At 62.7% G+C, this 13,228-nt stretch carries 11 protein-coding genes and 3 pseudogenes; 11 read left to right on the top strand and 3 right to left on the bottom strand.

Annotated elements, in window-relative coordinates; genetic code table 11:
* Positions 1–7 precede the first annotated feature (7 nt).
* The 4 genes and pseudogenes from prfB (at position 8) to RMN99_RS03840 (ending at position 4,063) form a co-directional block, all read left to right on the top strand.
* Positions 8–1,135 (top strand): peptide chain release factor 2, encoded by a 1,128-nt coding sequence (prfB, locus tag RMN99_RS03855; RefSeq protein ID WP_309621973.1) that lies wholly within the window; start codon positions 8–10, stop codon positions 1,133–1,135.
* Positions 1,136–1,198: 63 nt separating this feature from the next.
* Positions 1,199–1,951: a class I SAM-dependent methyltransferase gene (locus tag RMN99_RS03850; RefSeq protein WP_405029590.1), complete on the top strand. Its 753-nt coding sequence runs from the start codon at positions 1,199–1,201 to the stop codon at positions 1,949–1,951.
* Positions 1,948–3,366, top strand: a pseudogene (locus RMN99_RS03845) (NAD(P)H-dependent flavin oxidoreductase). The gene RMN99_RS03850 and the pseudogene RMN99_RS03845 overlap by 4 nt, the downstream one beginning before the upstream one ends.
* Positions 3,367–3,403: 37 nt before the next feature.
* Positions 3,404–4,063 carry an alpha/beta hydrolase gene (locus RMN99_RS03840; RefSeq protein WP_309621972.1) on the top strand — a complete coding sequence of 220 codons (660 nt, stop codon included), beginning with the start codon at positions 3,404–3,406 and terminating at the stop codon, positions 4,061–4,063.
* A gap of 16 nt (positions 4,064–4,079) precedes the next feature.
* Here RMN99_RS03840 and RMN99_RS03835 read toward each other — a convergent pair whose 3' ends face one another.
* Both RMN99_RS03835 and RMN99_RS03830 read right to left on the bottom strand, forming a co-directional pair.
* Positions 4,080–5,396, bottom strand: a complete 1,317-nt coding sequence (locus tag RMN99_RS03835) for an ammonium transporter (protein WP_309621971.1) — start codon at positions 5,394–5,396, stop codon at positions 4,080–4,082.
* A 113-nt stretch (positions 5,397–5,509) separates the two neighbouring features.
* Positions 5,510–6,529 (bottom strand): D-glycerate dehydrogenase, encoded by a 1,020-nt coding sequence (locus tag RMN99_RS03830; protein WP_309621970.1) that lies wholly within the window; start codon positions 6,527–6,529, stop codon positions 5,510–5,512.
* A gap of 86 nt (positions 6,530–6,615) precedes the next feature.
* Here RMN99_RS03830 and RMN99_RS03825 point away from each other — a divergent pair, with 86 nt between their 5' ends.
* Positions 6,616–7,077 carry an SH3 domain-containing protein gene (locus RMN99_RS03825; protein WP_309621969.1) on the top strand — a complete coding sequence of 154 codons (462 nt, stop codon included), beginning with the start codon at positions 6,616–6,618 and terminating at the stop codon, positions 7,075–7,077.
* Here RMN99_RS03825 and RMN99_RS03820 read toward each other — a convergent pair.
* Positions 7,074–8,270 (bottom strand): acetyl-CoA C-acyltransferase, encoded by a 1,197-nt coding sequence (locus tag RMN99_RS03820; RefSeq protein WP_309621968.1) that lies wholly within the window; start codon positions 8,268–8,270, stop codon positions 7,074–7,076. The two genes, RMN99_RS03825 and RMN99_RS03820, sit on opposite strands and share 4 nt — an antisense overlap.
* Positions 8,271–8,386: 116 nt before the next feature.
* Between RMN99_RS03820 and RMN99_RS03815 the strand changes: the two genes are divergently transcribed.
* The 6 genes and pseudogenes from RMN99_RS03815 to RMN99_RS03790 all read left to right on the top strand — a co-directional run.
* On the top strand, positions 8,387–9,838 hold the full coding sequence (locus RMN99_RS03815) for a coniferyl aldehyde dehydrogenase (protein ID WP_309621967.1): 1,452 nt from the start codon (positions 8,387–8,389) through the stop codon (positions 9,836–9,838).
* A gap of 473 nt (positions 9,839–10,311) precedes the next feature.
* Entirely contained in the window at positions 10,312–10,686 is a 375-nt protein-coding gene (ndhC, locus tag RMN99_RS03810; protein WP_309621966.1) for an NADH-quinone oxidoreductase subunit A, read from the top strand.
* On the top strand, positions 10,683–11,237 hold the full coding sequence (locus tag RMN99_RS03805) for an NADH-quinone oxidoreductase subunit B family protein (RefSeq protein ID WP_309621965.1): 555 nt from the start codon (positions 10,683–10,685) through the stop codon (positions 11,235–11,237). Before ndhC ends, RMN99_RS03805 begins: the two co-directional genes overlap by 4 nt.
* Positions 11,234–11,776, top strand: a complete 543-nt coding sequence (locus RMN99_RS03800) for a hypothetical protein (protein ID WP_309621964.1) — start codon at positions 11,234–11,236, stop codon at positions 11,774–11,776. The genes RMN99_RS03805 and RMN99_RS03800 overlap by 4 nt, the downstream gene beginning before the upstream one ends.
* A pseudogene (locus RMN99_RS03795) lies at positions 11,773–12,384 on the top strand (NADH-quinone oxidoreductase subunit C); the annotation flags it as partial. The gene RMN99_RS03800 and the pseudogene RMN99_RS03795, both read left to right, overlap by 4 nt.
* 196 nt (positions 12,385–12,580) lie before the next feature.
* Positions 12,581–13,228, top strand: a pseudogene (locus RMN99_RS03790) (NADH-quinone oxidoreductase subunit D); the annotation flags it as partial.

The following is a 13,228-nucleotide window of genomic DNA, read 5'->3' as shown; positions in this document are numbered from 1 at the left end:
AATAGCCATGCGAGCCGAAGGGCTGGCCCATATCGAACGGATCGAAAAGGCGTTGGCGCTGGTCCGCAAGTTCCTCGATTGGGATCGTGCGCTGCGCCGCCTCGACGAGTTGAACGCGCGGGTCGAAGATCCCAAGCTTTGGGACAGTCCCAAGGACGCCGAAGCCGTGATGAAGGAACGCCGCCGGCTGGAAGCGGCGGTTAGCACAGTCAATTCGATTGGGGCGGATATGGCCGACGCGATCGAATATATCGAGCTGGGCGAAGCCGAGGGTGATGAGGCGACAGTTGACGAAGGTATCGCCACGCTGGCTGCGCTGGCCGACAAGGCCGATGCCGACAAGGTCGAAGCGCTGCTTTCGGGCGAAGTTGACGGTAATGATACCTACATCGAGATACACGCCGGCGCGGGCGGCACTGAAAGCCAGGATTGGGCCGAAATGCTGCTGCGGATGTACAGCCGCTGGGCCGAAAAGCGCGGCTTCAAGGTGGAGATGATCGAATACCAGTCGGGCGAGCAGGCGGGCATCAAATCGGCCACGATCCTGTGCAAGGGCGAAAACGCCTATGGCTATGCCAAGACCGAAAGCGGCGTGCACCGGCTGGTCCGCATTTCGCCCTATGACAGTTCGGCCCGGCGCCACACCAGTTTCAGCTCGGTCTGGGTCTATCCGGTGATCGACGACAACTTCGCGGTCGACGTCAATCCGGCTGACCTCAGGATCGATACCTACCGCGCTTCGGGGGCGGGCGGGCAACACGTCAACACCACCGATTCGGCGGTGCGCATGACGCACATTCCCTCAGGGATTGTGGTCGCCAGCCAGATCGATCGCAGCCAGCACAAGAACCGCGAAATCGCGATGGGGATGCTGAAAGCGCGGCTCTATGAAGAGGAGATGCGCAAGCGCGAGGAGGCTGCCAGTGCCGAACATGCCAGCAAGTCTGATATCGGCTGGGGCCACCAGATCCGGTCCTACGTGTTGCAGCCCTATCAGATGGTCAAGGACCTGCGCACCGGGGTAACCAGCCCGACGCCGGCCGATGTGCTCGATGGTGCGCTCGATCCGTTCATGGCCGCCGCCCTGGCGCAGCGTGTAAGCGGTGAGACTGTCGAGGTCGATGACGTCGATTGATCCGGCGGTGGGCACGGGGAACGTGCTTTGCCAAGCGCTGTTTGCTGGGCTAAGGCAGGCTTCGTGACTATCCGGAGCCATCTTCTGTTGCCGCTTGCGATCGCCGCTGCTGCGGCGCTTCTTGCGGGCTGCAGACCCAGCCCCGATGAAACCGGCCGGGCCGAAGGCGCGCGTGGATTTCCCCTTGCGATCCGCCCGGTATCAGCGCTTTCCGGCACCGAATTTTCCAACGAAGACCAGCGCGACAATCTGGGCGAGGCGCAAGTGGTGATGGAACTGGCCGCGATCCGCCCGGGGCAGAGCCTGGCCGATATCGGTGCGGGCGAGGGTTATTACACCATTCGACTGGCCGCAGGGGTGGGCACCAAAGGCCGGGTGCTGGCGCAGGATATCGATCCCGGCGCGATCCAGCGGCTGGGCCAGCGGGTTGAGCGTGAACGGCTTGACAATGTGTCGATCCGCACTGGCCTGCCCGAAGATCCCAAGCTGCCCTCTGCCAGTTTCGACCGCATCTTCATGGTCCACATGTACCACGAGGTGAACGAGCCTTATGCGTTCCTGTGGCACTTGCGCCCGGCGCTGCGCAAGGGCGGGCAGGTGATCGTGGTCGATGTCGACCGACCGACCGATCAGCACGGCATCCCGCCGCGCCAATTGTTCTGCGAATTTGGCGCGGTGGGTTTTCGGCTGGTGCAATTTGTGCTTAGGCCGGAACTCAACGGCTATTACGCCGCGTTCGAGGCGAATGGGGAACGCCCCAGGCCGCAGGATATAAAGCCGTGCGATACGGCAAATGGGAAGACAGGGACGCAATGACTGCAGCTACGGCCTTCAAGGGGCTCAAGCCAATTCTCTACGGCGGACGCGAAGTCTGGCCGATCGTCGAGGGCGGCAAGGGTGTTGCAGTGTCCAATCACGCCAGTTCGGGTGCCTGGGCTGCCTCCGGCGGCATTGGGACGGTCAGCGCGGTTAACGCCGATTTCTATGATGATCAAGGCAACATCGTTAGCCAGGTCTATGACGGCGCCAGCCGCAAGGACCGCCACGATCAGCTGATCCAGTACGCCATCACCGGCGGGGTTGAACAGGTTCGCCGCGCCTTTGAAATCGCCGGCGGCCAAGGCGCGATCAACATCAATGTCCTGTGGGAAATGGGTGGTGCGCAGCCGGTGCTCGAAGGCGTGCTGGAACAGACTCGCGGGATGGTCACCGGGGTCACCTGCGGGGCCGGAATGCCCTACAAGCTGTCCGAGATCGCCCAGCGTTACAACGTCAACTACTTGCCGATCATTTCGTCGGCGCGTGCCTTCCGCGCACTGTGGAAGCGGGCCTACCATAAAGTCGCCGACCTGATGGGCGCGGTGGTCTATGAAGATCCGTGGCTGGCCGGCGGACACAACGGCCTGTCCAATGCCGAAGATCCACTGGTGCCGCAGGATCCCTATCCCCGCGTCCAGGCGCTGCGCGATACGATGCGCGCAGAAGGGATTGCGGATTCGGTACCGATCGTGATGGCCGGGGGGGTCTGGTTCCTGCGCGATTGGGAAAACTGGATCGACAATCCTGAACTGGGCCAGATCGTTTTCCAGTTCGGCACCCGCCCGTTGCTGACCCAGGAAAGCCCGATCCCGCAGGCGTGGAAAGATCACCTGCGCAAGCTGGACGAGGGCGATATCCTGTTGCACCGTTTTTCGCCGACGGGCTTTTACAGCTAGGCCGTGCGCAATGGCTTTCTGCGCAATCTCGAAGCGCGCAGTGGGCGGCAGATCCCATATTCCAAGGTCGAGGCGGGCGAACATACCGCGCGGCTTGATGTCGGTGTGGGCAACAAGAATTTCTGGGTCGCCCCGGCCGATCTCCAGCGGGCCCGCAACTGGGTGGCGCAAGGCCACAAGGAAGGGCTGCGCACCCCCGACGATACGATCGTGTTCGTTGACGAAGCCGAACGCGCGGTGATCCAGACCGATCAGAAGGAATGCATGGGCTGCCTGTCACATTGCGGTTTTTCCGCGTGGAAAGACCATGACGATTTCACCACCGGCTATCTGGCCGATCCGCGCAGCTTCTGCATCCAGAAGACCCTGAAGGCGATCGTCCATGGCGAGGATATCGATCAGAACCTGATGTTCGCCGGCCATGCCGCGCACAATTTCAAGACCGACCCGTTCTATTCGAACAACTTCACCCCGACGGTGAAGCAGCTGGTCGACCGGATAATGACGGGGGATTGAGGCTTTGGCGTCGCCCGAACGGCCAGCGTTTGGACTATTGGCTGCCGAAGCCCTTGCGATCCCGCAGCTTTTGCTCACGCCGCTGCAGCGTGCCGTACCGATCCCGCATGGCCGGGGCCAACCAGTCGCGGTCTATCCCGGCTATCTGGTCAGCGATATCGCCTCACTGCGGCTGCGCCGTTCGCTGCAAGCGGCGAACTACCCTGCCTATGGCTGGGGGCTTGGGCAGAACCGCGGGGTGCGGGCCAATACGCTCGACCGGTTGGTCCCCCAGCTGGAGCGGATGTGCGATAATCACGGCCAGCCAGTCACGCTGATTGGCTGGAGCCTTGGCGGAATTTTCGCGCGCGAAGTGGCCAAGCTGCGACCCGATCTGGTGCGGCTGGTAATCACGCTGGGCAGCCCGTTTTCGGGTGATCCGCGTGCCAACAATGCGTGGCGGATCTACGAATTGCTCAATGACCATCCGGTCGATCGCCCCCCGATTGATGTAAACCTGCCCGAAAAGCCGCCAGTGCGCACGATCGCAGTTTATTCGCAGGCCGACGGCGTGGTTTCGGTCGGGTCCGCGCGCGGCAATCCGGGCGAAAGCGACCGGCAAGTCGAAGTCGGTGAACGGCACTTGGAAATGGTCCGCGCTCAGGGCGCCATTGCGGCCATTGGCCGTCTGCTGGCCGAGGAACTGGGGCAGGGCTGAGCCTGCCCCGGTACGTTCATTCAAACTCCCACGCGCGCTCGCCGTGGCAGGCCAGATCAAGTCCTTCGCGCTCGTCATCCTCGCCCACCCGCATCGGGATCGCCAGGCTGACCAGCACCGCGATCAGCGCGCTCGCAATGGCTGACCAGATTGCAACAACGCCCACGCCCACGGCCTGCGCGGCGAGCTGGCTGATCATGGTGTAACCTTCGGTATAGCCGGCGCCGCCCAGACTGGGTGACAGGAACACCGCCAGCAGCAGCGAGCCGAGCATCCCGCCCACACCGTGCACCGCAAACACATCAAGCGAATCGTCGATTTCGAGCTTGCCTTTGATGAACTGGATCATCGGGAAGCAGGCCAGTGCCGCCAGCGCGCCGATCACCACGGCAGCCCACGGCGCGACGTAGCCTGCCGCCGGAGTGATCGTTGCAAGACCCGCAATTGCGCCGGTCGCAAAGCCGACGCTGGTTGGCTTGCCGACCTTGAACTTTTCCACCAGCAGCCAGACCAGCGCCGCGGTGCAGGCACCAAGGTGGGTGTTGATGATTGCGCTGGCGGCGCTGTCATCAGCTGTAACGGCCGAACCGCCATTGAACCCGAACCAGCCAACCCATAGCAGCGCCGCGCCAACCATCGTCAACGCCGGACTGTGCGGCAGCATCAACTGGCGCGGGAAGCCCAGTCGCTTGCCGACCAGCAGCGCGGTGACCAGCGCCGAAACCCCGGCGGTGGTGTGGACCACGATCCCGCCGGCGAAATCCATCGTGTTCATCCGCGTCGCCAACCAGCCGCCGCCCCAGATCCAGTGCGCAACAGGGGCATAGACCACCAGGCCCCACAGCGCGCAAAAACCGATCACCCAGCCGAACCGTGCGCGATCGACCCAGGCCCCGACCATCAGCGCCGGGGTAATTGCCGCAAAGGTCATCTGGAACAGCGCAAAGGTGCGCTCGCTGACCGCATAGTCGCCGCGCAGCAGGCCTTCGCTGCCGGACAGGAACCACATGTCACCGCCGCCGAAATAGCCGCTGCCAACATCGCCAAACCCGATCCGGTAACCGGCCACCATCCACAGCAAGGAAGCGACCGCGGCGATCGCGCCGATCTGCACCGCCACCGAAAGGAAATTCTTGGCCCGCACCAGCCCGCCATAGAACAGCGTCAGCCCGGGCATGCACATCATCAGCACCAGTGCGGAGGAGACCAGCAGCCAGGCATTGTCACCGCTGTTTAGCGCATCACCAGCATCGGCCACCGCGTCCTGCGCGAAAGCGATTGTCGGCACGGCAAGACTGCAGAAAGCCAGCATCGTCTTGGCCAGGACACGCATGCAAATCTCCCCTCGGAACGCTCACTTGTGACGCGATTCTCTTGCCGGGGGCTTAAAGCAACGATTGCAATTCGATCAAGCAAGGATGCGCATGGATATTGCGCGCAGTGCAGTTATGCCCAACCTTGCAGCACCTGATCGGGCGGGCGGTGGCCATCGGCCCAGAAGCGGATATTGGCGATTACCTTTTCTCCGGCATGTTCGCGCCCTTCCACCGTGGCACTGCCAAGGTGGGGGAGGGTGATGACATTCGGCAATGCGATCAAGCGCGGATCGACCTGCGGTTCGCGCGCGAACACATCCAGCCCAGCCCCCGCCAGATGTCCACTCGACAGCGCGGCAATCAGGGCTTCCTCGTCAATCAGATCGCCGCGCGCGGTGTTGATCAGATAGGCACCCGGCTTCATCTCGGCCAGCCGCTGGGCATTGATCAGGTGATGCGTATCGGCGCCAGCCGGGCAGTGCAGCGTCAGAATGTCGCTGGTGGCGATCAGCTGTTCCAGGTCGGGCTCATACCGCGCGCCGAACATGCTCTCGACGCTGGGCGGCAGGCGGTGACGGTTGTGATAGACCACGTCCATCCCGAAAGCGCGGGCGCGGTGCGCCACGGCCTGGCCGATCCGGCCCATGCCCACAATCCCCAGACGTTTGCCGCCGATGCAGCGGCCGAGCATCGCGGTGGGCGCCCAGCCGGTCCAGAGCCCATCGCGGACCAGGCGGCTGCCTTCGCCCAGCCGGCGCGGCACCGAAAGGATCAGCATCATCGCCAGGTCGGCGGTATCATCGGTGAACACGCCCGGGGTATTGGTGACGATCACCTTGCGGGCGCGCGCCGCGGCAAGGTCGATATGTTCGATCCCGGCACCGAAATTGGCAATCAGCCCAAGCCGTTCGCCTGCGGCTTCGAGCATTCCTGCATCGATCTGGTCGGTCACGGTGGGCACGATCACATCGCTGGTTTGCATTGCTGCGATCAGCTCGTCACGGCTCAACGGGCGGTCTTCGCCGCTCAGCACCACGTCGAACAGTTCGCCCATCCGCGCCTCGACGCTGGGCAGCAGACGGCGGGTAACATGCACGCGCGGCTTGCCTGCGACGCGGCGGGTATTGGGGCTGTCTGTCACAACGGTCATGAACTCGCGCTAGGCTGTGCCGGGGCGGATGGTCAAGCGGGTTGAAGCGAGGGGCCGGGGAGCGCTATTAGGCTGGCATGTCCCCGATGCGCCGATTCCTCCTGGGCCTTGCCCTTGTCACCACAGCCGTTCCCGCCATCGCTCAGGATGGCAAGGTGCCATACTGGGCCTCGATCCGGGCCGAGGAAGTCAACATGCGCGTTGGCCCGGGCGAGGACTATCGCATCGTGTGGGTCTATCGCCGCGCGCATCTGCCAATGAAAGTGCTGCGGATGAAGGAAGGCTGGCGGTTTGTGGAAGACCCTGACGGTGCCAGGGGCTGGGTTTTGGCCCGCTTCCTGACCCGCGAACGCGGCGCTTTCGTCAAAGGCACGGAGCCAGTGGCAATGCGCGAACGCGGCGCTGCCGAGGGCAAACTGCTGTGGCGATTGGCCCCGGGCGTGGTCGGCCTGCTGGGTGACTGCGCCAGCGGCTGGTGCCAGTTCAACGTCGGCCCGCGCCAGGGATATGTCGAACAGTCGCGCCTGTGGGGGGCAGAAGAGCTCTAGACGAGCTCGACCGCCAGCGCGGTAGCCTCGCCCCCGCCGATGCACAGGCTGGCAATGCCCCGCGTCTTGCCATGGCGCTGCAGCGCGGCGATCAGCGTGGTTATGATGCGTGCGCCCGACGCGCCGATCGGATGGCCCAGTGCGGTCGCTCCGCCGTGGACGTTGATCTTGTCATGCGGGATGCCGAGGTCATGCATTGCGAACATCGCAACGCAGGCGAAGGCTTCGTTGACTTCGAACAGATCGACCTCACCAAGCGACCACCCGGCCTTTTCCAGCACCTTGCCAATCGCACCCACCGGGGCGGTGGTGAAATCCTTGGGTTCCTGCGCGTGGGCCGCAACGGCAACCACGCGTGCCACCGGCTGCAGGCCCTTGGCACTGGCAACGCTCTGGCGGGTCAGGACCAGCGCGGCGGCACCATCCGAAATCGAACTTGAGGTGGCGGCGGTGATTGTGCCGTCCTTGGCGAAGGCCGGTTTGAGCGACGGGATCTTGTCAGGGCGGCCCTTGCCGGGCTGCTCGTCAGTATCGACCACGCTTTCACCCGCGCGGCTGACCACCGTTACCGGGGTGATTTCACCAACGAAGGCACCATCGGCGATCGCCGCCTGCGCGCGGCGCAGCGATTCGATCGCATAGCCATCCTGCGCCTCGCGCGTCAGCTGGTAGGCATCGGCGGTGTCCTGCGCGAACGTACCCATCGCCCGGCCGGCGTCATAGGCGTCTTCCAACCCGTCGAGGAACATGTGGTCATAGGCGGTATCGTGCCCGATCCGCGCGCCTGAGCGGTGCTTCTTGAGGATGTAGGGGGCATTGGTCATGCTTTCCATGCCGCCCGCGACCACCATGTCGATCGAGCCCGCGGCCAGCGCCTCTGCGCCCATGATCACCGTTTGCATGCCCGAGCCGCACACCTTGTTGACCGTTGTGGCCTGCACCGATTTGGGCAGTCCGGCCTTGATCGTCGCCTGGCGGGCAGGGGCCTGGCCGAGTCCGGCGGGGAGCACGCAACCCATGTAGACGCGTTCGACATCGGCACCGTTGACCCCGGCACGATCGACCGCGGCCTTGATCGCCGCCGCGCCAAGGTCGGTCGCGGATACATCGGCCAGCGCGCCTTGCATGCCGCCCATCGGGGTGCGGGCATAGGACAGGATGACGATCGGATCGGCTGCGGAAAACTGGGCCATGGCTGTGGGCCTTTCAGATTAGGGTGAGTCCATCGTACCTCTAATGCTGCGATGCAACAGGTGCAATCACACATCGATGCTTGCCATAATCGCGCGGCTGCGGGAAAAGGTGGCAAATGAAAACGGGGAGCCTGCTTGTGAGCGCCGAATTGAACCGCCTGACCGATGTCCTTGCCCGCCAGCGCGCTGCTTTCACCGCCGCGCTGCCCGAACCATTGTCGGTGCGGCGTGACCGGATCGACCGGGCAATCGCAATGCTGATCGATCACAAGGATGCCTTCGCCAAGGCGGTCAGCGCCGATTTTGGCCACCGCAGCACCGAACAGACCCTGATGACCGACATCATGCCCTCGGTCGGCGCGCTCAAGCACGCCAGGAAGCACTTCGAGGCGTGGAGCCGCAATGAAAAGCGCAAGGCGATGTTCCCGCTGGGCCTGCTCGGGGCCAAGGCCGAAGTGGTCTATCAGCCCAAGGGCGTGATCGGGGTGATCGCGCCGTGGAACTTCCCGGTGGGCATGGTGATGGTGCCGATGGCCGGGATCCTGGCGGCCGGCAACCGCGCGATGATCAAGCCGAGCGAGTTCACCGAGCGCGTCGCCGAGGTCTTCGCCGAAGTGGTGCCGCAGTATTTCGCTGAAGAGGAAATGGCGGTATTTACCGGCGGGGTTGAGGTCGGCACGGCCTTCAGCAAGCTTGCCTTCGATCACATGATCTTCACCGGCGCGACCAGCGTGGGCAAGCACATCATGCGGGCTGCGGCCGAAAATCTGGTGCCAGTGACGCTGGAACTGGGCGGCAAGAGCCCGACCTTCGTCGGCCGCAGTGCTGACAAGACCAAGGCCGGCCAGCGGATCGCTTTGGGCAAGATGATGAACGCCGGGCAGATCTGCCTCGCGCCCGATTACCTGCTGGTCGCCAAGGATCAGGAGATGGACGTGATCGAAAGCGTGAAGTCCGGCGTTGCTGCCATGTATCCCACGATGCTGGCCAACGATGACTACACCTCGGTGGTCAACGGCCGCAATTTCGAACGTCTGCAGGGCTACCTCGCCGACGCCAGGGAAAAGGGCGCCGAACTGATCGAGGTCAATCCGGCGGGCGAGGACTTCACAAGCTCCAACGGCAACAAGATGCCGCTGACCATCGTGCGCAACGTTACCGATGACATGAAGGTGATGCAGGAGGAAATCTTCGGCCCGATCCTGCCGGTGATGACTTACGATTCGATCGACAGCGCGATCGACTATGTCAACGATCACGATCGCCCGCTGGGGCTCTATTACTTCGGCAACGACAAGGCCGAGGAACAGCGCGTGCTGAGCCGGACGATCTCGGGCGGGGTTACGGTCAACGACGTGCTGTTCCACAACGTGATGGAAGACCTGCCGTTCGGCGGGACCGGGCCATCGGGGATGGGCAATTATCACGGGGCGGATGGATTCAAGACCTTCAGCCACGCCCGTGCGGTCTATCGCCAGTCGGGACTGGATATTGCAAGCCTCTCGGGCTTCAAGCCGCCTTATGGCAAATCGACGCAATCGACACTGGCGCGCGAGCTGAAGAAGTGAAAAGTTCCCCTTCCGCCTGCGGGAGGGGCAAGGGGAGGGCCAGTCTGCCGCTTCGAGCTTGGGTATGATCGCCAAGTGACCCACCCCCGACCCCTCTCGCAAGCGGGAGGGGAGACGGGGCTGCGACGCCGGCATGGGCGGCAGACAAGTTGACACAGTTGACACCGAGTCCGCTTCTTCCAACATCGGGAGCGGCCCGGTTTTCTGCGGGTTATCGCCATGAAGTGGGCAAAACCATCCAAGCTGCAAAGAAAAAACCCGGATCGGCGCAAAGCCTGCCCGCACGCACTGCTGGCGCGCACAGCTTAGCCGCGTGAAGTATCGATCCAACTGCGCCATTCGCGAACCATGCCAAACCCTGTCCATGTAGGAAATTCGTTTGATTATTGCGGATCAAGGGCATTCCCCCACTTGCGCGGGGGCAGCACCGGGACTAGGGCGCGGGCTATCTTTCATCTAGGCGAGTCAGCCCCTTGATCGACCTGTCGCAATACCTCGCCGTCCTGATCTTCCTGGGGATCGCCTTCGCGCTTTCGGCGCTGTTCGTGTTCCTGCCGATGGGCGTCGCCCGGCTGACCGGGACGCACCAGCCCAACGCCGACAAGCTCAGTGAGTACGAATGTGGTTTCCCCGCGTTCGAGGAACCGCGCAGCCAGTTCGACGTGCGCTTTTATCTCGTCGCAATCCTGTTCATTGTGTTCGATCTTGAAGCGGCGTTCCTGTTTCCCTGGGCGGTCACGTTTCTCGAACTGGGCTGGTCGGCCTGGATCACGATGATGGTGTTCATTGCCGAACTGGTGTTCGGGCTGATCTATGCATGGAAAATGGGGGCTTTGGATTGGGAATGAGTATTCCGGTTGATGCCCTTGGCCGCCCACTTTGGAACGGCCCGCTGGCCGCGCCCGACGCGGCGTTTTTCAAGGACCTCAATGGTGAGTTGGGCGACAAGGGCTTCCTTGTCACCAACACCGAGGACCTGTTCCAGTGGGCCCGCACCGGCTCATTGTGGTGGATGACCTTCGGCCTCGCCTGCTGCGCGGTCGAGATGATCCACGTCAACATGCCGCGTTACGATATGGAACGCTTTGGCGTCGCCCCGCGCGCCAGCCCGCGCCAGTCTGACGTGATGATCGTGGCCGGCACGCTGTGCAACAAGATGGCCCCGGCGCTGCGCAAGGTTTACGACCAGATGTCGGAGCCCAAATATGTCATCTCGATGGGCAGCTGCGCCAATGGCGGCGGTTATTATCACTACAGCTACTCGGTCGTGCGTGGGTGTGACCGGATTGTGCCCGTGGACATCTACGTCCCCGGCTGCCCGCCGACCGCTGAGGCGTTGCTCTATGGCGTGATGCAGCTGCAACGCAAGATCCGCCGGGTGGGGACGATCGAGCGATGAAACGAGTGTTGCACACCATAGCCATCGCATCGGCGATATTCGCTATGCAGGCCGCCGCCCAAGGCGGGTTGCCGTCTTGGGAGCGCGCCATCGCTCAAGACAATTCTTTCTCAATTGAGACGCCCTGCTCAGGCGCCGTGATCGAGCAATTGCGGAAGGCCCCACCTGAACTGTCGAAAGGCCTTATCCTGCCGCCTCAAAGCCGTGTCATGTGCGCAACATCGGAACTGAGGTTCGTTGCCGGCGTGATTGAAGGTCCTGTCGGTAAGGTTTCGATATTCGACGAACTTCTAAGCGAAGCGAGAGCCGATCCGACCGCTGAAGGAACGCCTTCGCTGACGTCAATCAATGGCCATCGCGCCTACTTGAATCGCCAAACTGCAGGCAATCGTGTTGTACAAGCCGGTGTTGTTGAAGTGAGCGCGAACAAGATCGTTCTTTTAATCGCTGGTACGCAATCGGATGCGACGCTGTCGGTTGAGGATCAGAACGCAATCATCGACAAGTTCTACCAGTCGTTGCGGATTAGCGTGAAATGACCGTGCTGCATTCTGCCCCGCGCTTTGCCTCGAACGAAGGCGTTGTCGCCGCGCTGTCAGAGGCGCTTGGCTCCATGCTCGTCGCCGCTAAGGAAGAGCATGGCGAGATCGTGCTCACCGTGGCGCGCGATCAGATCGTGGCCGCGCTTCGTCTGCTGCGCGACGATCACGAATACCAGCAGATGATGGAAATGGCCGGGGCCGATTATCCCGATCGGGCCGAGCGGTTCGAAGTTGTCTACATGCTGCTTTCGGTGACGAAAAACCACCGCATCATGGTCAAGGTTTCGGCGGCCGAGAATACCCCGGTGCCCAGCGTTACCGGACTGTGGCCCAACGCCGGCTGGCTCGAACGCGAAGTGTTCGACATGTACGGCGTGGTATTCGATGGCAATCCGGACCTGCGCCGGATCCTGACCGACTATGGCTTTGAAGGCCACCCGTTCCGCAAGGATTTCCCGCTGACCGGCTATGTCGAGCTGCGCTATTCGATCGAAGAGCAGCGCGTGGTTTATGAACCCGTGAAGCTGGCGCAGGACCTGCGCCAGTTCGATTTCATGAGCCCGTGGGAGGGTGCGGACTACGTGCTGCCAGGCGATGAGAAGGCGGAGGTCGGGAAGTGAGTTCCGTAGCCTTTACTCGTCACCCTGAACTCGTTTCAGGGTCCATCGTGGTTCTTGCCCGGCGGCGCATTACACAAGCAAACCGGGCAGTCGGCTCATTCCACGCAACCATCGGGCCTTCGGCGAAATGGACCCTGAAACGGGTTCAGGGTGACGGGGTTTTTGGATTGGGAGGCGCGGCATGACCATGCAAATGGAACAATCGCCTACCACCGGCGATGAAGTCATCGCCAACTACACGATCAACTTCGGCCCGCAGCACCCGGCCGCGCATGGCGTGCTGCGGATGGTGATGGAGCTGGATGGCGAGATCATCGAGCGGATCGATTGCCACGTCGGGCTGCTCCACCGTGGCACCGAAAAGCTGATCGAGACCAAGACCTATCTGCAGGCGCTGCCCTATTTCGACCGGCTCGATTATTGCAGCCCGCTGGCGATGGAGCACTCCTATGTGCTGGCGATCGAGAAGCTGCTCAACCTCGAAGTGCCGGTTCGCGGCCAGTACCTGCGGGTGCTGTTTGCCGAACTGACGCGCATCTGCAACCACATGCTCAACATGGGGTCCCATGTGATGGATGTTGGGGCGATGACGCCCAACCTGTGGCTGTTCGAAGTGCGTGAGGATTGCCTCAACTTCTTTGAGCGTGCCTCGGGTGCCCGCATGCACTCGGCCTGGTTCCGCCCCGGGGGGGTGCATCAGGACGTGCCGCAAAAGCTGCTCGATGATCTGGGCGTGTGGCTCGATGATCGCCTGCCGCGCCTGTTCGAAGACGCGATGAGCCTGGTGGTCGACAACCGCATCTTCAAGCAGCGCAATGTCGATATCGCC

Source organism: Novosphingobium sp. (genome assembly GCF_031417815.1).
Lineage (GTDB): Bacteria > Pseudomonadota > Alphaproteobacteria > Sphingomonadales > Sphingomonadaceae > Novosphingobium.
The sequence above is the reverse complement of the archived record's forward strand: the minus strand, read 5'-3'. Positions and strand labels throughout refer to the sequence as shown.